This is a genomic window from Paenibacillus elgii NBRC 100335 (assembly GCF_004000865.1).
In the GTDB taxonomy this organism is placed as follows: domain Bacteria; phylum Bacillota; class Bacilli; order Paenibacillales; family NBRC-103111; genus Paenibacillus_G; species Paenibacillus_G elgii.
The window spans coordinates 27628-49454 of sequence record NZ_BIMB01000053.1 but is presented as its reverse complement, the minus strand read 5'-3'; the positions used below and the strand labels follow the sequence as shown (position 1 = coordinate 49454).

The following is a 21827-nucleotide window of genomic DNA, read 5'->3' as shown; positions in this document are numbered from 1 at the left end:
CCTACACTAAGGAGCACCGGCTTTGTGTTTTACTTACGCTGGTCAGACGGTAAAATATGTATCTTCGCTTTTCCAGATACTGCGCTGCCGCGTCGGGAGACTCTTTAAATGCGCTACTTCCTGAGGTACGCCGCTGGCAGCCGCCGCTTCGTAGATCGTCATGCCGCCCAGGATAAGTTCGTCCGGCATCAGTAGCTCGACGGCGAACTGATTGGCTTCGCTCTCGATCCGGTCGATCGAAACGAGCGTGTTCCTGCGAAGGAATGGCGTATTCACCTTGGGGTGAAGGAGCACGTGACCGAGCTCGTGCGCGCACGTAAAGCGCTGACCGGATTTATCCAAGCCTTGGTTAATATGGATGAAGCGGATTCGTTTGTACGTGCTGAAGTAGCCGAGAACGTTGCCGAGCGGCTCAAAGAGAACATGGATGTTTTTCTGAGATGCGATTTTGAAAGGGTTGTTCGTTCCGTACTTTTTAATCAGTTGCAAGGCTGCTTGTTTCGAATTTCGCATCTGCTTATCTACCCCCGTACCGATTTTATTTTCGATATTTGTTCGGGGTAAACTTCTGTTTCGCTAACTGCTTGGCAAGCCGCATGGAGTTCTCTAGCGATATTCGCAGCAATTCTTTACTCTCCTCATCCAAGGTTTCGCCGTGAAAGGCAAGTGCTTCATCAGATTCAAGATCGCTGAGCATTCGTTCAAGATCCCGGGCGATGTCCTTCTCTTCTTTAGGTGTCAAGGGAGATGCGTCCCGCTTTTCCTCCATGGCCGATACGTTCGGTGAAGGCTCGTCGGACAAGCCCAGAAGGTAGTCCGTCGTCACTTGAAAATGGGCGGCGAGCTTGCCGGCCATATCGGCACTCAGCCGTTTTTTTCCCCTTTCGATCTCGTAATAATATTGAGGCGTAATGTTCAACAGTTCGGCGACAACGGTCCCCGCCATATTCCTTGCTTTTCGAATGTCCCGCACCCGATTCCCCATAAGACATTTCACCTTTTCTGAACTGGCTTTTTAATAGAAGAACATTTGTTTCCATTATATCAGCTTTTAGCTTAATAATCAAGCTTTGGAAAACTAAAAATGAAGAAAATGGGAGAAAAATTAAGCAAATAGTTTGTTTTTTGGATGTTTTTATGCGATAATTAATCTATACGATTAAATAGAATGGTTGTCATTTTGAAGCTAATAGCTTATTCTTAGTTTCGTAAAACGAACGATAGGCTAACGAATGGAGGCGCCTCGAATATGACGAATCACGTCCAAAACCTCGAATCTGCAAACGCGGCTCAACCGGCGAACCTTGTAAAGGAGCGGCGGCAGGTTGCCACACCGACGGCGAAGAGCAACAAGGCGGAGCAGGCTTACAGTGGGCAAGCAGGGCCTTGGGAACCGCGTCAACCGGTAACGTTGGAGATGATCCGGACGAAGTTTGCCGGGCTCGTTCAAGCCGGACGTCAATGTGAAATTCGGGTGCTCCTCCGGCACTACGGCGCCGAACGACTGCCGGACGTTCCGACGAAATATTTTGCCGAGCTGCTCCACGCGGCGGAAAAGCTCGGATGAACGGTGCTGTAAGTTTAAGCTGTAAGTTCGATCGGACATGCTTCCAGAGAATGACGAGAGGGGAACAAACCGGAATGATGATGCTTAATCTCGAACAAAACTACGAAAAAATGGCTATAGATCAGCTTCGCGGATATAAACGGCTTGTCGGACGAATCAAAATGCTTGAGAAGTACCCTGTCAGCGGCGGGATGCGGCTCGGCATGATTGTCCAGGACGGTCAGCTGCAAGACCTGCACCGGCAATGGCGGAAGCTGGCGGCATCCGGCGCAGACCATGAAGCGCTTCGAAGCACAGAGGCGAAAATCAAGGCGCTATTGGAAGGGCAGCTGGGTACGTCGGACGGCTATCAGGGGATTTTGGCGCGGGTAAGTGAGCTGGAGGAGCTGGGACGGCAAAAAGAGCAGATGGAGCAAGCCATGGACGCTCTGGACGATTTTAAACACGAATACGCGCAAGTGCTCAAGTTATTGTATGTGGATGGAAACGAGCCGCATGATATCGCTTGCGATCTGGGCATCTCCCTATCCACCTTCTATGGATGGAGACGTAAAGCGTTGAAGGAATACGGAATATTGATAAGCTAGGGTCGCAGCGGTCTGCGGCTCTTTTTTGCGTTTATGGGTCTGCCTGACCAGTTCGGCAAAATTCGCATGTGCTATAATGAAGCTAATTTTCAATAAAGAGGAAATGGGGAGAAACCGATGCTTCAGCAGGATTTGGCATTTATTAAAAACGTAAAAATGGAAGACATTCCGTGGCAGCGCCTGATCTCCTCCTACGGACGGGCAGCGGCGGTCCCGCAATGGTTTCATGCGATGGCTCACGGAGATATGGAGGCGCTCGACAATGCCGCCGGGCGGTTGGCCGAGGAGCTTGAGCATCAAAGCACGCTGTGGCACGCTACGCCGTTCGGCGTCATTTTTGCAATGCGGATGCTTGGCGAAGCTGCGAACGATTCCGTGAAGCAGGAATTAAGCGAGCAGGAGCGTGAGCGTTTGAGTGCGCTTGTCGTCGCGATCCTGAAGATGTGTCAACCCATTGCAGTTGCGTGCGCAGATACGCTAGGCCATGTTTTCGATATGGAACCGTTCACGTCCATCACCGATTTGCTTCACGAAAATGAGCTTTGGCCGGAAGACGAAGAAGAGGACGAGGAACGTTGGGAGGACGATCCCGTCTCCGATCAGACATTTTATAGCTTTGTTTACTATACAGCGCAAATTTTGCTTCTATATAAAGAAGAGATTCGCCGGCTTTGCGATGCGGAGCGTGAGGAAGTGCGGAATGCCGCGGAGGAGCTGTATGCAGAGGTAGAACGTATCGAGGCTGGCGCCTAAGGCTGAACTGAAGGGTCGATGGAATTTCATCGGAATTTCGCTGCAAAAGCGTCGGAATAACCATGGACAACCTTTGTAACGAAGTGCGGTTTTCCCGTGCTATGATGTTAATGTAAGATAATTGTGCTAAGGGGAACACGAACGAAAGAGTCGCAGCGATGCGGCTCTTTTTGCATTCGCTCCGCCGCACAAGATTAGGCTTCAGGGGGAGGGAGGATATGGAGCGGTTGCGCAAACTGGATGGTACAGTTCGAGCAGGCGATTTCCGGAGCACCCTTTGAGGTGTGAGCCGCTGCCAGGCGGAAACGCAAGCTGCGGCAATTCATGAAGCTTTATCCGGCTTCTATCGGGGTGGTGAACGTGGAAGAAATTAAGCAGGGGATTGCGAAACGGCTCAAGGAAATGTTTCCGGCCGCGAGCGTCTATACGGAACAAGTCGAGCAGGGCTTTACGAAGCCTGCTTTTTTTGTTCGGCAAACGGAAGGTGCGCAGAAGCACGTAATGAACCGCCGGTATATCCGGACGGGAACGTTCGACATCGCCTACTTTCCGGTTCCGGGCAGTTCGCAGTTGATTCGCGATTGCGAGACGGTCCGGGATACGTTGTACGAGCGGCTTGAGCTGATCCCGTGGGAAGGTCATACGTACCGCAGCTCAGGCATGCGTTACACGTTGGCGGACAACGTGCTTCATTTTTACGTGAGCTTCGAGGTTCATGTGATGCGGCCGAAAGAGGCCGTGCCTACGATGCGAAATTTAGTACAGGAGGAACATATCCGACATGATTAAAAAAGGGACGTCGAAAGCGGCAGCCATGAAGGAAGAAACGACTGCGGCTCAGGAGAGCTTGCCGGCTTTTACGAAGCAGCAGTTTTTGGAGTCGAAGCTGTTTACAGCGCAGCAAAAAGATTTGCTGAGCGCTCTGCTGCAAGATGAGGAAACGTATACGACCGATCAGGTCAAACAACAAATCGAACAATATTTGAAAAAGGCGGTGGAATAGATGGCAGGCGGAACATGGACAACTCAAAACAAAGTACGCCCAGGGGTGTACATCAATTTCGTAGGTGAAGGAAAACCGGCCGGTGCAGCCGGCGATCGCGGGATTATGACGATGGCGCTGCCGCTCGGCTGGGGCGAAGCGAAAAAGGTGCTGACCATCAGCGCAGGAGACGATGTGAAAACGCTGCTCGGCTACGACATCGCAGCGCCTCAGCTGCTGCTGGTTCGCGAGGCTTTGAAGCGCGCCCAAACGGTGCTGCTGTACCGTTTGAATGCAGGGACGAAGGCCGCCGCAACGGTCGGCGCGCTGAAGGTAACGGCCAAGCACGGCGGCGTGCGCGGCAACGATTTGTCCGTCGTCGTTCAAGCGAATATCGACGACAATACGAAATTCGACGTGAAGACGCTGCTGGCCGGCCAAGCCGTCGATTCTCAGACGGTGGCCAATATCGCCGGACTGAAGGCGAACGATTGGGTCATCTTTAGCGGCACGGGCGACTTGACGGCAACGGCGGGCGCTGCGCTCACTGGCGGTGCTGACGGCACTGTGACGAACCAGGACCATACCGATTACCTCGGGGCGATCGAAGTGTTCGATTTCCAAACGATGGCGCTCGCATCCGCCGACGCTACGTTGAAATCCGTTTACACGGCATTCGTGAAGCGGCTTAGAGATACCGAAGGCAAGAAAGTGCAGGCCGTGCTGGAAAACTATCCGGCAGCCGACTTCGAAGGCATCATTAGCGTGAAAAACGGCGTCGTGCTGACGGACGGCACCGTTCTGGATGCGGTGAAAGCGACGGTATGGGTAGCTGCGGCTACAGCCGGGGCGCAGGTGAACCAATCGCTGACTTACCAAGCGTACGACGATGCGGTGGACGTGGACATCCGTTACACGAACTCCCAAATCGAATCCGCACTGCGTGGCGGCGAGGTCGTTTTTGTGCAAAACAAAGGCCGTGCCATTATCGAGCAGGACCTGAACACGTTCAAAAGCTTCCTGCCGACCAAGGGCAAAGCGTTCTCCAAAAACCGCGTAATCCGCGTGCTCGATGGCATTGCCAACGATATTAAGCGGATTTTCGAGACGTTCTATATCGGTAAGGTGAGCAACGACCACGACGGACGCAATTTGCTGTGGAACGAGGTGGTCACTTACCTGAGAACGCTGCAGGCAAATGCGGCCATCCAAAATTTCAATTCGCAAACCGATGTGAATGTCATTCAAGGCCAGGACGCGGACAGCGTGTATGTGGAACTGCACGTCCAGCCGGTGGATTCGATCGAAAAAATCTACATGAAAGTGACGGTGAAGTAACATGGCAGATCAAAAAGTGTTACATGCTCGCGATACGATTAGCGGTCAGGAAGGCCGTGCTTACGCAACGATTAACGGAAACAAGGAAGAAATGTTCTACGTTAAAAAGCTGGAAGCCAAGGTCGAGAAGGAAAAGGCCGAAATCAAGGCGCTCGGCCGCCGGGGAACGCAAAGCAAGGCAAAAGGCTGGAAGGGCACCGGCAGCATGACGATTTACTACATTACCACGCTTTTCCGTGAGATGATGAACGAGTACATGGTAAGCGGCAAGGATACTTATTTCGATATTACGGTAACGAACGAGGACCCTTCCTCTTCCGTTGGAATGCAAACCGTTATTATTAAAAATGTCAACCTGGACAGCGTCATTATGGCGTCTCTCGATACCGGAAGCGATACGTTGGAGGAGGAAATTTCCTTCACCTTCGACGGTATTGAAATTAAAGACCGTTTCAAAGCCCCTTCCACAAACTAATCACATTAACAGGAGGACATGATACATGAGCGATTTAAGCGTATTTTTTGCCCAAAATGCAGAGGCCAGCACGATTGAGGAAGTCGTTGTTTCCGAACGGTTCAAGGACCGGGAGGGCGTTCCGGTGCCTTGGCGTCTCCGCAGCATGACGGAGGAGGAAAACGAAGCGGTACGCAAAGCCGTAACGAAGCGTGTCAAAGGCAAAGGCGGCAGCTACACGACCGAAATCGACCAGAACGAGTATATTGCCAAGCTGGCCGTGAACAGCGTCGTTTTCCCGAACCTCAAGGATGCGGAATTGCAGCAATCGTATGGCGTGCTCGGCGCCGAGTCGCTGCTGCGCAAAATGCTGCTCCCCGGGGAGTACGCGAACCTGCTTCAAAAGGTGCAGGAGCTCAACGGCTTCGACAAGGATATGAACGAGCTGGTTGACGAAGTAAAAAACTGATCAACGAGGGCGCAGGCGAGGCGAATTACGCCTACTATGCCCTCCACGAACTTCACATTTTACCGCAGGATCTCATGGCGATGTCGCGGCACGAAAGGGCCGCGATCTACGCCATGATCGACGTGCGGGTGGAAAAGGAAAAGCGCGCCCGCGCTAAAAAAGGGTTATGATGAGCGTCTCTTAGGAGGCGCTTCTTTTTAGGTTGTAGAAAGGAGGTAGTGGGTGTGAATTTTGGTCTCCGAATATTTCAAAGCGTAGCAAGGGCGTTTGGGCAGGTTCCGGGAATTATGCACTCGACTATGAAATCGCTCGAAAAGGGGCTTTTGCGTGTAATTACAAGCAAGCCTATCTTTCAAGCTACATTAGTGGCGGGACTTATAGAAATAAAGATAAGAAGTGGTCTCCATGCTCTTGGTCAAAGTTTCAAAGCGCTCGGTCAGGGCATCAAAGCGCTGGCGCCGAAATTCAAGGAATCATTTTCTAAACTCGGAGCCAAGGCTGGTTCTATGATTGATCCGGAGAAAATATTTCAAGCGACCGTCGGGAGTGCGATGGAACAGCAAAACCAAAAAGATATGTTCATTGCCAAGTCTGGCAATGATAAAGTAGGCACGGCCATGTTTGAAAAGTTCAAGAAAGAAGCATTGACTGCCGGGGAAGATGCAAATGAGTATTTGTCCAACTCCTTGTCATTCATGTCTGTTGCTCAGAACTCGGATCAGATCAGCAAACTGAACAACATTGCTCAGCGTCTGGCTATATTCGATCCGGAGAAAAAGGGACTTAAAGCAAACGGAGAAGCCGTAAAAGACGTGTTTAGCGGAGATACGGCTTCGCTGGATTCTATAGCCAAACGGTTTGGGATGGACAAAAATCAAGTGAAAGATCTCAAGTTGGACAAGCTTTTGGAAAAGGGCGATGTCGGCGGAGCTATTACGTCCTTGGACAAACTCCTTGAAAAGAACAATATGGGGCAGGCCGCCTATGATAAAATTTCCAAAAATCCCGCGAATCAAGTAGGGACTATGATGAACAACTTCAAAAACGCCCTGACAGAAACGGGTCAAGCGGCTTTAACGGCGCTGCTTCCTGTGATCACAATAATTAATGAAGCTTTTGAGTCTGGAAAATTTCAGCCCTTCTTCGACGGTTTGCAAGCCGGACTCAATGCTATCGCTCAAGGGGTTGCCGTTTTTGCCCGCTTTATTATGGATCATCTTGGTCTTGTGCAAAATGTATTGCTTGCCCTTGGCATCGTTCTCTTGGTTCTCGCAGGCATTTGGTTAATTCAGTGGTTTTCTGCTCTATGGCCTGTGTTCTTAATAATCGGAGTGCTCGTAATACTTATGGAAATACTGAATCAATTTGGAGTATCCACCGGCCAAGTCGTTGGATTTGTTGCAGGATTATTTTTCAGTCTTTTCGCTGCCATTTATAACCAAATTGCTTTGTTTTGGAATGTCATAATTGCCGTTGCCGAGTTTTTCGCCAACGTTTGGAATGAGCCGGGATATGCTTTTAAGAAACTTTTTTACGATTTGCTAAAAAGCGTGTCTGAAAATTTAACCACTTTTATCAATGCGGCTATTACAGGATTAAACTGGTTAATTGAGAAAATTAATACAATTACCGGCAGTAAATTTTCTCTTATCGGTGAATTCGAAAGCAAATGGGTTGATAACCTTAAGCCGGAACCAAAGACAGGTACGGTAGATTTATCGAATCTCCGATGGGAACAAAAGGATCTAACCCAAGCCTTCAGCGAGGGGCAAAACTTTGCAGCAAACGCTATGAATTTCGGTGGAGACAAAGTTGAGGACATGAGTAACCTTTGGAAAGGCAAAAACGCCCCTGCTGCCAAACAACCCGGTGCTCAGCTTCCTAACATTAACCACGTGAACTCGATTGGCGAAATCGACAATACGGTCGATATTTCCAGCGAAGACTTGGAGGTCATGCGAGATTTGGCTGAAATTCAGAGCATCCAAAACTTTGTGACATTGACACCAACCGTACAGGTGACCACAGGGGATATTCACCAGCCGACCGATGCGAACGAAATGATCCGGCGCATCGAAGAAGTGATGTCGCGCGAAATCGCAAATTCCGCTCAAGGGGTGTACGCGTGATGGAAGACCATTATTTTATTTATTTGAGCTTTAATAACCAGGCCGAGGGTTGGAGGCTGCCGGTTAACCCGGAATCGATCGAAATTTCGGAAGAAGGTCAAGGGAAGACGTATAACATTGTCGGCAAAGGCGGGGGGACAGAGGAGACGCGTGCGGGCGAAATTAATGTCATTCAGAGCCCGAGGCTGAAGACGGTCAGCTTCAGCAGCTTTTTCCCCTCAAAATCGCATAATTATCCGTTTATTGTACGGGGAATCCGTGAATTCAATGAAAATTATCGGCAACTTAGCGATGGGATTTATGATCCGATGAAATACGTTAAAGATATCCGCAAATGGATGGAAACCAAGCATCCCATTCGTTTTATGTATATCGTTCGACGCGGTCGCGAAGATGGAAAACTGGATAACGCCAGTGATCGAGACCTTAACTTTCCGGCCTCGATCGAAAAGTTCGAATGGAAGGAAGTTGCCGGTTCCCCAGGCGATATCGAATATTCGCTGTCGCTTAAGGAATACGTCTTTTACTCTGCCAGAAATGTTCAGCCCGTTGTGAACGCCAAAGGGGAGACCGTTCTCGTTCAGCAGCAGCCTGACCGCCCGAACGAAGGGGTCATGCCGGAGACGCACATCTTCCAAGACGGGGACAGTCTTACGAAAATATCTACAAAGTACTACGGCGACAGTGCGCGTGCCCGCGAAATCCAAGAGTTTAATGGGATTTCGGATTCGGAAGTGGAAGGTATCCGAAACGGCACGGTACTGAAACTGCCGCCAAAGTAAAGGGGGACCGTCATGCTCCAGATCGAAATCGATAACAAGGACGGCTTCCTTTGGGACCTTTCGGGGATTGTCTCCGAAGCGACATTTAAAACCGCCCGGGTCGGGCAAGCTTCAAGCTTTGAAATGACCATGATCAAGGGCGGTTTCTACGAAGCGAAAGAATTCAAGTATAACCTCGGCGACATTGTTCGGGTTAGACAAGACGGACGCAATGTGTTTTACGGCTATATTTTCTCCATCGAAAGCGGGAGAGAGGAAACCGTACAGATTACGGCCTACGATCAAATGCGTTATTTGCTTGCGAATGATTCTTACGTGCTCTCGAATGTAACGGCGACGCAAGTGGTGGAACGCATCGGCAAAGACTTCGGGCTGAAGCTGGGCAAGTTGGACGATACGAAACACGTCATTCCGGGGCTTAGCGAAAACAACACGAAATTGCTTGATATCATTTTCAAAGCGATTGACAAGACGTTAATCGCCACGAAAAAAATTTACGTCCTCTTTGACGATTTCGGGGAGTTGACGCTTCGCGATGCCGAAACTATGGCGCTGGATTTTTCACTTGGAGATACGAGCCTTGTTTACGATTACAAGCAGAAACGCTCTCTCGACAAAACCAGCAACAAGATCAAGATCGTTCGGGACAATAAAGAATCCGGAAAGCGCGAGCTATATATTGTTCAAGATAGCCGAACCATTGCCAAATGGGGGCTGCTTCAGCATTACCAGACCGTCGACGAAAAGGTGAGCGCTGAAAAAGTCAAAGAAATGCTGGACAATCTGATCCAGCTGAAAAACCGCGAGCAAAGGTCATTTTCGATCGACGCTCTTGGGGATATCCGCGTACGAGCTGGCTGCTACGTTTCCATTAACATGGAAGAGCTGGGATTGAACCAACGCTTTTTGGTCAATGAATGTACGCATAAATTTGACGGCAGTGTCGAGCATACGATGAGCTTGGAATTAATCGACATTCGCATTGGGGAGAGGTAGGAATGGGACTCTTAAATCTGATCAAGCAAGCCGGTCTCGATGCCGTCGAGGCGGGCAATCCGGTGTCCGTATTGTACGGAACGATAGCAAGCGAAAGTCCTCTGAGTGTAACCATTGACCAACGGTTTACGCTGACAGAGGACTTTTTAGTTGTTCCGGAACAGCTGACGGATTACCGGGTGACGGTGGGGGGACAGGAGATCGTCATCCGGGAAGGCCTGAAAACGGGTAACACTGTCATTTTGCTTCGCATGCAGGGCGGGGAGCAGTACGTCATTGTAGATCGGGTGGTGACCGCATGATTCCGCAAGGCGGTGTGCTGGGAAACAACCGGAACGTGGAAGTTACGCAGCTTCCCAGCCGGACTTACTGGTTGGATAATGCGACGAACCGGATCGTCGGAATGACCGACGGATTGGACGCGGTCAAGCAGGCTGCGCAGCTCATTTTGGAGACGGAGCGTTTTGAGCATTTGATCTATAGCGGCAATTATGGCCGCGAGTTCGCCGGATTGCTTGGACGAGAGCCCGCTTTCGTGCAGGCGGAGCTCCACCGGCGCATCCGGGCGGCGCTTATGCAGGACGACCGGATTCGGGATGTGCAGGACATGCGGATCACGGTTGTGGGGGACGAAGCTTCGGCTTCGTTCACCGTCGTATCGCAATACGGCACTTTTGAGATGACGAAAGGAGTGGGAGCGGGTGTATGAACATCAGACGTTTCAAACGATTTTGAACCGGATGCTTTCCCGTGTGCCGGCAGACGTGGACAAGCGGGAGGGCAGCATCATTTATGACGCCCTCGCGCCGGCCGCTTTGGAGCTGACGGAGATGTATTTTCAGCTGGATACGAATCTGAATCTTTCGCTTGCGGATACGTCGAGCGGTGAATTTTTGGAGCGGCGTACGGCCGAATTCGGCGTTGAACGGGAAAAGGCCAGCAAAGCGCGCCGCAAGGGGCTATTTTACGGGAATGCCGACGTACCGGCGGATGTGCCGGCCGGCAGCCGGTTTGGGGCCGGGGACCTCCGGTATGCGGTTGTTCGCCGCATTGCGGCTGGCGTGTTCGAGCTGGAATGCGAAACGGCCGGCGTCACGGGAAACCATTATTTTGGCGCGCTGCTGCCCATCGATTATATCGCCGGACTTGTCCGCGCTGAATTGGCTGAAGTGCTTGTCCCGGGAGAGAATGAGGAGACGGACGAGGCGCTGCGGAAGCGGTTTTTCCAAGGGCAGAAGGAGAAGCCGTTCGGAGGCAACGTGGCGGATTACAAACAAAAGATCGGCAATATTCCCGGCGTTGGCGGCGTCAAAATCTTCCCGGCATGGCAGGGAGGAGGGACGGTCAAATGTACTTTGTTGGGCAGCGATTTTAATCCGCCCTCCGCTGCTTTGATCGAAGAAGTGCAGACAGCCATCGATCCTACGGTGAACCAGGGCAAAGGCTGGGGGCTAGCTCCCATGGGCCATACCGTCACGATTGACGGCGTTCAAAACGTGAAGATCGACGTGGAGACGACGATTACGCTCGGTGCCGGCGTGACTGTAGGACAGGTACAGGGGGAGATTGAAGCCGCGATTTCGTCCTATTTGCTCGGTTTGCGGCAAACCTGGGCGGAGGAATCGCAGCTGATCGTCCGGATCAGCCAGATTGATGCGCGGATTTTGACCGTATCCGGGGTGAACGATGTGAAGGGTACCCGCCTGAATGGTGAGACGGCGAACATTACTTTGTCCACGGAGAAAATCCCGCAGATGGGGACGGTGAAGCTGCATGCCTAAGCTGATGGATTATTTGCCGGAGCATTTTCACGAGATTAAGGAAATGAAGGAACTGACTCGGACTGAGGACGAGGAGATCGAGGCGATAGCCCAAGTGGTCCGGCAGTTTTTGGATAACCAGTTCGTCACGACGGCGCAAGAATGGGTGATCAAACGGCGGGAGGATATGGTCGGCATTCGTGCGGATTCGGCAGTGGAGACGCTGGAGTTCCGCCGCAACCGGCTGATTAACCGTTATTCCACGCGACCGCCGTTTACCGTCCGCTACCTGCAAAGCCGTTTGGATTCCCTCATCGGGCAGGGCGTGGCGAAGGTGGAAGTGGATGGGCAAAATTTTATTTTGAAAATTACGATGGGTGTGCCCGATGCGGCGTATTTCAAGGAGATTGAGCATACGGTCCAAATCGTTAAGCCGGCGAACCTTGTATACAACCAAGCGACTTCACTGGCTGACCGCGTCGGGCTAGAGGAGCACATTTGGAAAACGCCGCTTACCCGGATGACCCGGCTTTCTACGACGTGGAAGCTGGGGAGCACCCCATTCGCCAATCGTGGCAAGGAGGTACAGGTGAAATGATTCCTACGACGTTTTTGAGCGAGCTGGCTCAATTTACGAATACGCAAATTGCTAAGGTAGTCCTGAACGGGAGCTATGAGATCGATACGTTCCGGATCAAAAAAGTGGAAGCAGGCACCGTGGAGCTGGAGTATATGATTCCTGCCGGATCGGTGGCTGAGGTGACTTTGATTGAGCTCAAAAGCAGCAAAGGGCAAGTGGTAAGCTCCAATGAGGCGTATGTGCCGATTACGAGCGATACGGTGATTAAGCATACGGTGACCGTGAAGGAGGTGTAGGAATGGCGTACGAGGCCAAGACGAACTGGCAGCTTGACGATACGGTGACCGAGCAGGACATGAACCGGATCGAACAGGGAATCGAGAACGTACAGCAAACCATCGCCTCTGCCACTAGCACTTCCACGGCGAGCACTCTGATTAAACGGGACACTAATGGGCGCGCTCAAGTTGCAGCCCCGGCTGCGGCTAATGATATCGCGAGGAAACAGGAAACAGATGCTGCTTTGAACATGGCCCAAGAAGCAGAAAAGAAGGCGCAAAATGCTCAATCAACAGCACAGTCCGCTCAAACAAAGGCAGATGCAGCTTTACGGGCAATCGACGGAATTATTGGAGGTGGTCAAAATTTTAACGACTACAGACAAACTGGATTTTACCGAGTAGAGAATGCAGCAAGTGCAGCAAACTTCCCGCCAAACGCATATCCATATGGCACCTTGATCGTAACGAAAAACGGGGCGTCCGGGCAGCAAATTTTTCTCTCGCATGGCAGCTCGCAAATGCAAATTCGCAGTTTCTGGGCCGATGGCTCTTGGCAACCTTGGGCGAAGGTTTGGACGAACGAGAATGACGGACCGGGAAGCGGACTTGATGCTGACGTACTGGACGGCATGCAACCAACAGACCAAGCCCATGGAAACACTGTCATGCAAAGAAGAGCAGACGGCGCAACAGATGTGACGACGATTGTTGCAAATAACTGGTTCCGATCAACGGGTCATAGCGGGTGGTACTCGCAAGACTTTGGCGGTGGCTGGCATATGACAGACCCGACATGGATTCGGGCATATAACGGGAAAAACGTGTATACCTCCGGTCACTTGTCTGCTGATGGTGAAATTTATTTGCGCGGTACAGCTTTGGCAGCGACAAGGCTAAACAACGGAATGCTTGAATTTTGGAATGGAAGTGGGTGGCAGCCAGTGGGTGGAGTAAAAAAAGTACAACGCGGTTTCACCACCGTAAGTACCAGTACGGTAGATTTAGGCATTACCCCCGTGAATTTGTCGAAATCATTCGTTTCAGCAAACTTAAGTTATGTAACTTTTCATGGAAATACTTTTGGCACACATGAAACATCTGCAAGACTCATTAATGAGTCCACCGTTCGTATTGAAGTGATAAACCGGGAGAGCACCCCGACTCGTTCCATAGCATGGGAAGTTATAGAATATTATTAAATTTGGAGGGAAGTATCCATGTACTATTACGCTCAAGCAGATTCCAATGGAAAAGTTCATACTGTTTGTCAGCTAAGTGGAATGATCATTCCTATTGAAAATTCGGATGAAAGGCTACGAGGTACAATGTATGATCCAGAAACAAATACATTTTGTGGAATCAGGCCGATCCTCTCAATGAATAAATCCGAAATTAAAGCCGACGGTATCGATTCTGCAACGATTACGGTAACTTTTCAAAACTGGGATGAATCGCCGGCAGATTACGATAAGGACCTTACCCTATCAATCGGTGGCAAGACTGCCACAGCTGCAAAAACAGATGGAAAGTACTCTTTTATCATTACTGGAAGTGAACCTGGAATGAAGACCGTTAAAGTCACTAACCAAGATTTGATGGAATCTGCTGAATTAAGTTTAACCATTATTAAACCCGATGAACCAGATGAAGGTTCATCGAAGAAGCCGGTTGACAAACCATTATATCGTCGGCTGCTGTTCAAAAACTGATACAATACATTGAAATTTCTTATTCTTGCATCAGGCTGGGCATCATGACATTGTCTAATGCACGATTTTTAAAAGATGCACCAAGGAATTTGTTATTTGCTCTAATCACGAAACTTTCATAATAGAACATTTCAAAAATGGTAAGAAACAAAGTCTAATGTGAATGAAGCTTTTGACCTGGCCGTCTGTGGGCTAAGCATTGAAGGAGGGGTTGGGATGGCATACGAGGCCAAAACGAATTGGCAGCTTGACGATACGGTGACCGAGCAGGACATGAACCGGGTCGAACAGGGGCTTAAGGACACTTACGAAAATAGTATGACAAGTCCACCGCCCGAGCAGGTACATCTCGGGTACGGCTTGCAAGTTGTTGATGCGAAGCGAACCGCGCCGTTGGAGAATGTCACCATCAAGGGCCGGACGCTGGTTAATTTGCTGGGGAGAATTGGTGGATTTGAAAACCTGAATAGTCATGCTGAAGGGTGGAATCAGTATCAAGTTACCGCGGTGACGCAAGGCGGTTATCCGACTACTACGGGATACGGCAGATGTGCCGTAAAGATAAACACCGGACAAACGACCGGAAATATAAACAAATATGGTTTAACATTTGTAGCTGGAAAGTTTTATATCATAATTGCTGATATAAAAAACTATAGCTCATCCGGAGGTATGCGTATAGCGATTGCCAATACCGCCTCCGTTTTTTCTCCTTATGTTACGGACAAAAACAGATTCCATACGGTTTATGCTAAAGCCGCGCCTACAGCTACCACTTCGAACGCTGGAATAGAGCTTCAAATCGTAGGCGCTGCGGGACAGGAGGCATTTGTAGATTCGGTACGTTTATACGAGGTCACAGAAGATGAATATAAGGCTATCGACAGCATGACGTCAGAACAGATTTCCGCGAGATGGCCTTACGTTGATGATATAAAAAGCATCTACTCGCCTTATATTATCAAGCATGGGGAAAATCTGCTGCCGCCGTTTACGGAGTGGACTAGAATTACAGCAGGGTCTAAAGCGGTGCCTTCTGATTCGTATAAAATCACTTTTTATTCAGGTGGCGATGGTGACTTCGCTGCTTGTGAGTTTCAATGTATCCCTAATACAAACTATTCCCTTTCGGTTGACAAACTAATGAATATGTATCATGGAATATCCACAACAGACTACAATACTTTGATTCGTGGGTATACAACCGATAATTCGTTTACATTCAACTCTGGTCCACATACTAAGTTAGTGTATGTGATAAAGGCAAATGATAAGTCGAAGCCTGGTTACTTAGAATATCCTATGCTTACCCATGGATCAGTATCAAAATCGTTCAAGCCTCGCCAAGATGATTACCTGTTCTTCCCCAACACCCAATTAGCATCTAATATAGGTGGAACGATCTGTGATACGTTATTTCAAAGAGACGGGAAGATGTGGAAGAATGCGAGGCTTAAGACAATAAATTTAGATGGTAATTTGTCTACATGGGACATTTCAAATGGAGTGTCTGGATATAAACTTATCGTTTGCAAAGTGCCAGCTCATAACTTTAACGATTTCAAAGTCGCTGTAAAATACGACGGTAAAATTATGACAGGTGCATCAGCCGATAATATAACTGAAGCGGACCAGTGGCTTTACCGTCCTTGGGAGTCTGATAACTTTTATATATCTGTTTCCAATGTAGATAGCGGCTGGGGCGATTCGTATAAACCCTCGAAAGAAGAAATAAAGGCATATGTTAATGGTTGGCGTATGTTTGAATGGGAAAAAGCAAATAACATTCCGTACAACAGGTCTGATAATTTAAATAAGGCTTGGGTGCAAATAGGACAGGTAAATCCGGGGTCGTCAATTGATACATCGCAAACCTTGCCGACAACGATGGCTCGCAACTACGGTTACAAGTCCTACAAATTCCAGTACCAACTTGCCATTCCAGTGGTCGAAGAAATCGCCGTGGAAGGTGGGGTGACGTTTCACGAGGGACTGAATCAAGTTGAAGTTGGTAACGGGATGATTGTTCGCGAGGGAACGATCCCTGCTTATGACGGCGGAAGCCGGAAGTACAATATAAATGCGGCGGGTTATCCTGCTGTGCTAAAAAATCGTGTAGAGAAATATTTTGCCCTCTATAAAAATGAAAAAATAACGAATGATTACATTATTGCTCAGAAGGGCGATATGACAGGATTACAAGCAAACGGAGATTGGTTAATGAACGTAGGCGATAAGGGAGGATATGACCCATTAGCAGTTTATACTGTTACTTATCTTGCTCTTGATCAATACGCTCTGACCTGCAATGTTCTAGCCATTCAAGGTGAATATGCAGGTAATGTGAAAACCGTCGTTGATACGATGGCAGCCGGTCAGGCCGATCTGCTGGCGCGAGTTAGCGTGTTGGAGAATACGAAAGCCCAAAAAGTACAGGGGCAATGGATTTCACCGACGTTATTGAACGGGTGGGTAAGTGAAGGAAGTGGTTATTCCAACCCGGGTTACTATAAGGACCAGTTTGGAATTGTGCATCTCTCGGGGGTGATACGAAGCGGCGTGACCTCGACTTTTACGGTTCTATTTTACCTTCCTGCCCGGTATCGCCCCAAAAACCGACTTAATCTTGCGATTTTTACGTTTGATGGATCTTCTACGGGCATTTGTTCGCTTCACATTGAAGCTGACGGAGCTGTAAAAATCGGATCAATTAATTGTAAACAATATATTTCCTTGGATGGTATTTCTTTTTTAGCAGAGCAATAAAGGAGGGAGAAAGTTGAAAGAAGCAATTGTTGTTGATCTTGACGGGTTTTTGACAGATGTAACGCTTGTCACAGATGACGTGATAGGCGTTTTTCCTATGTTCAAGCCACATCGGATAACAGAAAGTGCTGAGAAGTTACAACAATCGTCACCAGAGATAATCGGTTACATTATTGCTATTGCCGTTCCTTCAGGATTGTATAAGCCTAAATTTGATTTCAATGCATGGGAGCTATATAACAAACTATCGAAGCCAGAAATTGGCGGTAAGAATAGGAATAGAATTTACAAAAAGCCACAAGAGTTAAATTTATGGATTGAAGGACTAACTTCAGAAGAACCTAACTCTGTCCGTACCCATTCAATTCAATCTGCAGCTACAGAAAAAAATCTGACTTTTACCGAAAAGATGAAGAACAAGCATCAACAGCTAGTTTCGATCTACAAGCGTTTACTTAAATAGCTTAGTGCGGAAAAGAGACAAGCTCCAGGTTAAACGAATCTTAAATAGTGAGGAGGCCTAGAGATGGCCTATAATGCAAAAACGAATTGGCAGTTTGATGAGACTGTTACAGAAAGTGACTTGAACCGCATTGAGCAGGGAATAAAAGATGTTTACACAGAATGTCTAACTAGTTCTCAGCCACAGGAAATCGTACTTAACGCGGGTGTGCAGATCGTCGATAGCAAAACTATTGCGCCACTGACTGATATCCGTATTCGTGGCCGCATGTTGATCAATCTGCTAGGGCGAGATGGCGGTTGCGAAGTCGCATCGCGTATCGCATCGTACAAAGCTACTGTTGTGTTAGACTCAACGAAAAAGATATCTGGATACTTTAGCGCCAAGGTGACGGCTACTGATGCAACAGGTGAATCCGTGGCGGGGACCGCCATGGCAATAAAGTTACAAAAAGACAAGTCATATCTACTGCGAGGGTGGGTATATAACGAAACTTGTCCGAATACACGGTTATACTATGGAAATACGGCGCAGTGGGTGGAAACGTCGATCCAGGGCAAGTGGGTCTTCCTATACAAGAAATTTCGTCCGTCAATTGATGTAACAGGAGTACAAGGCTTAATATCTCCACGCGCTACGTCAGCGGGGCAGACGGCATATATGGATGAGATTGCTATTTACGAAATCAGCTCTGCCGAATTCGACGAAATCGACAGTATGACACCGGAACAAGTTGCTGCCCGCTGGCCTTATGTAGATGATGCGAAATCGCTCTACGGCCCATATGTCGAGAAATACGGCAAGAACGTATTGCCACCGTTCGAGCAATGGAACCTTTCTGTAGGATATACGGTCGGTAACATACAGTCGGATGGCTACAAACTTACGTTTACCAAGCCTGTGACAGGTTACGCAGCCAGATCGTTCGGTTTTCGTACCAAGCCAGGCGAGGTATACACATTCTCCGTCAATGTTGATGTCGAGAATATCGCTGGTAATCCGAACGTCGGTGCGTATTATCAAATACTTCCGTATGATATCGACGGGGTGCTATTGCAGCCGAGTTTGCATGGGCCGCCGTACGCGCCATCAAATGGGCACCATATATTTTGTAAAACGTTCACCGTGCCGCTGAACGCTGTTCGGATTGTAATTAACGTAGGCGTGGAGAACAATGTTACGGGCAAATTTACTTTCTCGAACCCAATGCTTAACGTTGGGGTCGAGAAGCTTCTATTCACAGATGAAAATAAGATGGAGCGTATCATATTCGGAGGTGTAAGGTTGGCATCTAACGTAGATGGCTCGGTATATGACTCGCTTTATTTCAAAAATGGGAAATTTTGGAAAAATATACGTATCAATACCACGTCACTGACAGGAGATCTGAACTGGAGAAGCGAGGAACGATATGCGGGGTACACCTGGCTACGTACTGATAACAATTTCCTCGCCTCCCCGATGAGGGATGCCGGCTATCTGATCGATCCAGACGGCGGGTCAATGGAACGTGGCAAGCAGGGGATAGCGCCCGTCGCGGGACAGTTTGTTGTATTGGATTCAAGCGACATCAATAGAAACTCCGTTCTCCTTTCCGTGGCTGACTCGATAAGCGGATGGGGCGGCCAATATAAGCCGTCTAAGGAAGAGATAAAGGCATATTTTTACGGTTGGCAATTGCGAGACATGGCGGGCAACGTATGGGACGGTTCTGATAAGTACGACAATAAGCGTTGGTATGCAAAATGGTCACCGGGAGCAGCTTGGGCACCTGTTGGCGGTAACGAGTACACGAAGCTTACAGTACCAACCGAACCAGCACCGGGATATCGTCCGCATCTTCTGATATACCAGTTGGCCAATGCCGCCTATGAAGAAGTTCGCTATGAGGGAAGCGTAACATTACACGAGGGACAAAACCGCATTTTATTCGGAGAGGGTGCATTGACTCGGGAGAGGGTCCGACCACTGCTCGGTGACCCAGGAGTTTATCGTTTTAACAATACGTACATCGGGGATTCGCGCCTTGGGTGGACCGCGTTGCGTTTTTTTGAAATCTATAAGAACGGTTTAGTAGACGGATCCTGGCAGATCAGAGAAGAGCTAGACGCGGACCACGCGCATGGAAAAGTATGGGCATCCATACCATCACTGTTTTATGACCCGGCCAACGTCTACTCGGTCACTTACGAGACGATAGACAAGTGGGCCTTAACACCAAGCATTGTACATGCTTCAGCGCATAGTCCTGCGAACGCCAAGTCTGTGGTCGATGCGCTTGTGGCAGAGCATTCTGGCATGGCTGCGCGTGTAGGATCGATTGAAAATGCGTTTGCACTACGTCAACAAATGCGCTGGATCACTCCGTCGTTGCTAAATGGATGGGTAAATTACGAGAACGCTTTTAGTTTAGTCGGCTATTATAAGGACAGCACAGGCGTCGTCCATATCCGCGGGCTAATTCGAGCAGGTGCCATTGGGAAGGCGGTTTTCCGGCTCCCGCCTGGTTACCGGCCTGCCTACACCTTAATAATTGCGACATGTACAGATGAGGGCGGACAATTCAAACCCGGTCGAGTTGACGTAGATTGGATGGGGTATGTATCCGTAGCTATCGGAAGTAACGGCTATGTCTCGCTCGATAACATTTCATTCTTAGCCGAAAACTAGACAATGGGGTTGCATAAATGAGGCGCTGCTACTTGATAACCATAGGTTATCGTTGAGGTCGTATTAACAACAACGGAAACTAATGGGCCTCCTCCCAGCCTGCCAGGAAGCGGAGCACGGTGACAAGAATCCACCTCATTAGCTGCCACTTTAGACAGTAAACAAGCTGAGAAAAACGAAGTACCGAAGCGCTATATCACGGCCACTGGAGTCATCTAAAAGATCAGTACAAGCGATGGTTCGACTACTTATGGGAGCAAAAAATGCAATGAAAGTAAAACCTACTCCATCTTCACGCAGTAGCATACTTTTTTGGAAGTGAGCGTCTTTTTTAAAACGGAGGCAGATCCGTAGTTTTCATAAATTCAATCGCCCCGACTCTAGGGGTTATTTTTATGCCCTTCTTCGGGCTGAAAGGAGGAGTACATGGAAAAATCCGCGATGGTCAAAACGGGTTTCGGCTTCATTGGCAGCTTCATCTCATGGGTCGTCGGCGGTCTTGGATTGGCTTTTACCATTTTGCTGGGATTAATGCTGTTAGATTATGCAACGGGGCTCATGGCGGGATACGTCAGAAAAGAACTCAGCAGCCGCACCGGAACGAACGGCCTGCTTCGAAAAACCTATATCATCATTCTTGTCGGCTGCGTGTACATGATCGAACTGTCGGTCCTTAACTCAAACGGCGTAATTGGCGACGGCGTCGTTATCGCGTACAGCGTCATTGAGTTTCTAAGCATCGTTGAGAATGGCGGCAAGCTCGGGGTACCCCTCGGGCCATTGAGCAACGTTATAGCTGCGATTAAAGGGAAGGAGGAACGTCATTGACACGAGAGCAATTTATCGCTGCGGTTGCACCTGTCGCTGTGGAGCTTCGAAGGGGAGGTTCTCCGATCTTCCCTTCGGTTCGGATCGCTCAGGCTTTGCTCGAAACCGGCGGCAAAATCCATGAGTGGAACAATCTCGTCGGTTATAAAGTCGGCAGCGGCCGGCCCAATGAGTTTTGGAAAGGAAAATCGGTTAGCACCAAGACGTGGGAAGTATATGACGGCGTCCGAGTAGACGGTGTGCAAGCCCATTGGCGAGCCTATGACTGCCTTGAGGATTGCTTCCGGGATCAAGATTTGCTTTTTCAATGGAGTCGGTACGATCGTGTACGAAGCGCCCAGTCACCGCAGGAACAGACGGAGATGCTGCGTGTTTGCGGCTATGCCACCGATCCTGATTACTCGAAAAAGTTAAACCATTTGATCGCAAGCTATACGCTTGAACAGTATGATAAGGAGGCGGCTGAAGCGATGCTGGATGCAGGAGTGGTCAATACGATTATCGATACATGGATGAGTCCGGCTTGGAAGCAGTCGGAGGCAAAACGCTGTGAGGCGGAACAACAAGGAGATACGAATGCGGCTTCCGCTCATCAAGAACAAGCGGATTATATTCATTGGCTTGCAAATGAGCTTCGGAAAGCTTCCGGGCAGGTTTTGCAATAATCGGATGCATAATAAATTGACGGAACATATCCCTACTAGCTTCGGCCG

The 21827-nt window shown here is 49.1% G+C and carries 25 protein-coding genes; 23 read left to right on the top strand and 2 right to left on the bottom strand.

What is annotated here, in order from left to right; translation table 11 throughout:
- Nucleotides 1-42: 42 nt before the first annotated feature.
- Nucleotides 43-513: an ImmA/IrrE family metallo-endopeptidase gene (locus tag PEL01S_RS28080; RefSeq protein ID WP_127462613.1), complete on the bottom strand. Its 471-nt coding sequence runs from the start codon at nucleotides 511-513 to the stop codon at nucleotides 43-45.
- Nucleotides 514-538: 25 nt separating this feature from the next.
- A complete protein-coding gene (locus PEL01S_RS28075) occupies nucleotides 539-985 on the bottom strand; it encodes a helix-turn-helix domain-containing protein (RefSeq protein WP_054976472.1) in 447 nt (148 codons plus the stop codon).
- Nucleotides 986-1249: 264 nt separating this feature from the next.
- Between PEL01S_RS28075 and PEL01S_RS28070 the strand changes: the two genes are divergently transcribed.
- From PEL01S_RS28070 to PEL01S_RS27960, 23 genes are all read left to right on the top strand, one after another.
- Nucleotides 1250-1567: a hypothetical protein gene (locus tag PEL01S_RS28070; protein WP_127462612.1), complete on the top strand. Its 318-nt coding sequence runs from the start codon at nucleotides 1250-1252 to the stop codon at nucleotides 1565-1567.
- A 74-nt stretch (nucleotides 1568-1641) separates the two neighbouring features.
- Complete coding sequence (locus PEL01S_RS28065; protein WP_163768095.1) at nucleotides 1642-2154, top strand: DUF1492 domain-containing protein; 513 nt, start codon at nucleotides 1642-1644, stop codon at nucleotides 2152-2154.
- Between the two features lie 117 nt (nucleotides 2155-2271).
- Nucleotides 2272-2907, top strand: a complete 636-nt coding sequence (locus PEL01S_RS28060) for a hypothetical protein (protein ID WP_127462610.1) — start codon at nucleotides 2272-2274, stop codon at nucleotides 2905-2907.
- Nucleotides 2908-3231: 324 nt separating this feature from the next.
- Nucleotides 3232-3696 (top strand): phage tail terminator family protein, encoded by a 465-nt coding sequence (locus tag PEL01S_RS28055; protein ID WP_127462609.1) that lies wholly within the window; start codon nucleotides 3232-3234, stop codon nucleotides 3694-3696.
- On the top strand, nucleotides 3689-3910 hold the full coding sequence (locus PEL01S_RS28050; protein ID WP_239551394.1) for a hypothetical protein: 222 nt from the start codon (nucleotides 3689-3691) through the stop codon (nucleotides 3908-3910). Before PEL01S_RS28055 ends, PEL01S_RS28050 begins: the two co-directional genes overlap by 8 nt.
- A complete protein-coding gene (locus tag PEL01S_RS28045) occupies nucleotides 3911-5227 on the top strand; it encodes a phage tail sheath family protein (RefSeq protein ID WP_127462608.1) in 1317 nt (438 codons plus the stop codon).
- Nucleotide 5228: 1 nt separating this feature from the next.
- The gene (locus PEL01S_RS28040) at nucleotides 5229-5702 is read left to right on the top strand and encodes a phage tail tube protein (protein WP_127462607.1); all 474 of its coding nucleotides are present in this window, start codon (nucleotides 5229-5231) and stop codon (nucleotides 5700-5702) included.
- A gap of 25 nt (nucleotides 5703-5727) precedes the next feature.
- Entirely contained in the window at nucleotides 5728-6150 is a 423-nt protein-coding gene (locus tag PEL01S_RS28035) for a phage tail assembly chaperone (RefSeq protein ID WP_127462606.1), read from the top strand.
- 224 nt (nucleotides 6151-6374) lie between these two features.
- Nucleotides 6375-8279: a phage tail tape measure protein gene (locus PEL01S_RS28030; RefSeq protein WP_127462605.1), complete on the top strand. Its 1905-nt coding sequence runs from the start codon at nucleotides 6375-6377 to the stop codon at nucleotides 8277-8279.
- The gene (locus tag PEL01S_RS28025) at nucleotides 8279-9061 is read left to right on the top strand and encodes a LysM peptidoglycan-binding domain-containing protein (RefSeq protein ID WP_127462604.1); all 783 of its coding nucleotides are present in this window, start codon (nucleotides 8279-8281) and stop codon (nucleotides 9059-9061) included. Before PEL01S_RS28030 ends, PEL01S_RS28025 begins: the two co-directional genes overlap by 1 nt.
- 12 nt (nucleotides 9062-9073) lie before the next feature.
- The gene (locus PEL01S_RS28020; RefSeq protein ID WP_127462603.1) at nucleotides 9074-10057 is read left to right on the top strand and encodes an XkdQ/YqbQ family protein; all 984 of its coding nucleotides are present in this window, start codon (nucleotides 9074-9076) and stop codon (nucleotides 10055-10057) included.
- Nucleotides 10058-10059: 2 nt separating this feature from the next.
- Entirely contained in the window at nucleotides 10060-10359 is a 300-nt protein-coding gene (locus PEL01S_RS28015; protein WP_127462602.1) for a DUF2577 domain-containing protein, read from the top strand.
- Nucleotides 10356-10766 (top strand): DUF2634 domain-containing protein, encoded by a 411-nt coding sequence (locus PEL01S_RS28010; RefSeq protein ID WP_127462601.1) that lies wholly within the window; start codon nucleotides 10356-10358, stop codon nucleotides 10764-10766. The genes PEL01S_RS28015 and PEL01S_RS28010 overlap by 4 nt, the downstream gene beginning before the upstream one ends.
- Nucleotides 10759-11838 carry a baseplate J/gp47 family protein gene (locus PEL01S_RS28005; RefSeq protein WP_127462600.1) on the top strand — a complete coding sequence of 360 codons (1080 nt, stop codon included), beginning with the start codon at nucleotides 10759-10761 and terminating at the stop codon, nucleotides 11836-11838. Before PEL01S_RS28010 ends, PEL01S_RS28005 begins: the two co-directional genes overlap by 8 nt.
- Complete coding sequence (locus tag PEL01S_RS28000) at nucleotides 11831-12415, top strand: putative phage tail protein (RefSeq protein WP_127462599.1); 585 nt, start codon at nucleotides 11831-11833, stop codon at nucleotides 12413-12415. Before PEL01S_RS28005 ends, PEL01S_RS28000 begins: the two co-directional genes overlap by 8 nt.
- A complete protein-coding gene (locus tag PEL01S_RS27995) occupies nucleotides 12412-12693 on the top strand; it encodes a hypothetical protein (protein WP_063183656.1) in 282 nt (93 codons plus the stop codon). The genes PEL01S_RS28000 and PEL01S_RS27995 overlap by 4 nt, the downstream gene beginning before the upstream one ends.
- Nucleotides 12694-12695: 2 nt before the next feature.
- Nucleotides 12696-13877 carry a shufflon system plasmid conjugative transfer pilus tip adhesin PilV gene (gene pilV, locus PEL01S_RS27990; protein WP_127462598.1) on the top strand — a complete coding sequence of 394 codons (1182 nt, stop codon included), beginning with the start codon at nucleotides 12696-12698 and terminating at the stop codon, nucleotides 13875-13877.
- Between the two features lie 18 nt (nucleotides 13878-13895).
- Nucleotides 13896-14387 carry an Ig-like domain-containing protein gene (locus tag PEL01S_RS27985; protein WP_127462597.1) on the top strand — a complete coding sequence of 164 codons (492 nt, stop codon included), beginning with the start codon at nucleotides 13896-13898 and terminating at the stop codon, nucleotides 14385-14387.
- Nucleotides 14388-14603: 216 nt separating this feature from the next.
- Nucleotides 14604-17153, top strand: a complete 2550-nt coding sequence (locus PEL01S_RS27980) for a hypothetical protein (protein WP_127462596.1) — start codon at nucleotides 14604-14606, stop codon at nucleotides 17151-17153.
- 13 nt (nucleotides 17154-17166) lie between these two features.
- Nucleotides 17167-17616 carry a hypothetical protein gene (locus PEL01S_RS27975; protein ID WP_127462595.1) on the top strand — a complete coding sequence of 150 codons (450 nt, stop codon included), beginning with the start codon at nucleotides 17167-17169 and terminating at the stop codon, nucleotides 17614-17616.
- Between the two features lie 63 nt (nucleotides 17617-17679).
- A complete protein-coding gene (locus PEL01S_RS27970; protein WP_127462594.1) occupies nucleotides 17680-20286 on the top strand; it encodes a hypothetical protein in 2607 nt (868 codons plus the stop codon).
- A 426-nt stretch (nucleotides 20287-20712) separates the two neighbouring features.
- Nucleotides 20713-21114 (top strand): phage holin family protein, encoded by a 402-nt coding sequence (locus tag PEL01S_RS27965; RefSeq protein ID WP_127462593.1) that lies wholly within the window; start codon nucleotides 20713-20715, stop codon nucleotides 21112-21114.
- Nucleotides 21111-21779: a glycoside hydrolase family 73 protein gene (locus tag PEL01S_RS27960; RefSeq protein ID WP_127462592.1), complete on the top strand. Its 669-nt coding sequence runs from the start codon at nucleotides 21111-21113 to the stop codon at nucleotides 21777-21779. The genes PEL01S_RS27965 and PEL01S_RS27960 overlap by 4 nt, the downstream gene beginning before the upstream one ends.
- Nucleotides 21780-21827 lie beyond the last annotated feature (48 nt).

Excerpts from the sequence above, each read along its gene's own strand:
- PEL01S_RS28080 (WP_127462613.1), bottom strand. The coding sequence starts at position 513 with ATGCGAAATTCGAAACAAGCAGCCTTGCAACTGATTAAAAAGTACGGA.
- PEL01S_RS28075 (WP_054976472.1), bottom strand. The coding sequence starts at position 985 with ATGGGGAATCGGGTGCGGGACATTCGAAAAGCAAGGAATATGGCGGGG.
- PEL01S_RS28070 (WP_127462612.1), top strand. The coding sequence starts at position 1,250 with ATGACGAATCACGTCCAAAACCTCGAATCTGCAAACGCGGCTCAACCG.
- PEL01S_RS28065 (WP_163768095.1), top strand. The coding sequence starts at position 1,642 with ATGATGATGCTTAATCTCGAACAAAACTACGAAAAAATGGCTATAGAT.
- PEL01S_RS28060 (WP_127462610.1), top strand. The coding sequence starts at position 2,272 with ATGCTTCAGCAGGATTTGGCATTTATTAAAAACGTAAAAATGGAAGAC.
- PEL01S_RS28055 (WP_127462609.1), top strand. The coding sequence starts at position 3,232 with ATGAAGCTTTATCCGGCTTCTATCGGGGTGGTGAACGTGGAAGAAATT.
- PEL01S_RS28050 (WP_239551394.1), top strand. The coding sequence starts at position 3,689 with ATGATTAAAAAAGGGACGTCGAAAGCGGCAGCCATGAAGGAAGAAACG.
- PEL01S_RS28045 (WP_127462608.1), top strand. The coding sequence starts at position 3,911 with ATGGCAGGCGGAACATGGACAACTCAAAACAAAGTACGCCCAGGGGTG.
- PEL01S_RS28040 (WP_127462607.1), top strand. The coding sequence starts at position 5,229 with ATGGCAGATCAAAAAGTGTTACATGCTCGCGATACGATTAGCGGTCAG.
- PEL01S_RS28035 (WP_127462606.1), top strand. The coding sequence starts at position 5,728 with ATGAGCGATTTAAGCGTATTTTTTGCCCAAAATGCAGAGGCCAGCACG.
- PEL01S_RS28025 (WP_127462604.1), top strand. The coding sequence starts at position 8,279 with ATGGAAGACCATTATTTTATTTATTTGAGCTTTAATAACCAGGCCGAG.
- PEL01S_RS28020 (WP_127462603.1), top strand. The coding sequence starts at position 9,074 with ATGCTCCAGATCGAAATCGATAACAAGGACGGCTTCCTTTGGGACCTT.
- PEL01S_RS28015 (WP_127462602.1), top strand. The coding sequence starts at position 10,060 with ATGGGACTCTTAAATCTGATCAAGCAAGCCGGTCTCGATGCCGTCGAG.
- PEL01S_RS28010 (WP_127462601.1), top strand. The coding sequence starts at position 10,356 with ATGATTCCGCAAGGCGGTGTGCTGGGAAACAACCGGAACGTGGAAGTT.
- PEL01S_RS28000 (WP_127462599.1), top strand. The coding sequence starts at position 11,831 with ATGCCTAAGCTGATGGATTATTTGCCGGAGCATTTTCACGAGATTAAG.
- PEL01S_RS27995 (WP_063183656.1), top strand. The coding sequence starts at position 12,412 with ATGATTCCTACGACGTTTTTGAGCGAGCTGGCTCAATTTACGAATACG.
- pilV (WP_127462598.1), top strand. The coding sequence starts at position 12,696 with ATGGCGTACGAGGCCAAGACGAACTGGCAGCTTGACGATACGGTGACC.
- PEL01S_RS27985 (WP_127462597.1), top strand. The coding sequence starts at position 13,896 with ATGTACTATTACGCTCAAGCAGATTCCAATGGAAAAGTTCATACTGTT.
- PEL01S_RS27980 (WP_127462596.1), top strand. The coding sequence starts at position 14,604 with ATGGCATACGAGGCCAAAACGAATTGGCAGCTTGACGATACGGTGACC.
- PEL01S_RS27970 (WP_127462594.1), top strand. The coding sequence starts at position 17,680 with ATGGCCTATAATGCAAAAACGAATTGGCAGTTTGATGAGACTGTTACA.
- PEL01S_RS27965 (WP_127462593.1), top strand. The coding sequence starts at position 20,713 with ATGGAAAAATCCGCGATGGTCAAAACGGGTTTCGGCTTCATTGGCAGC.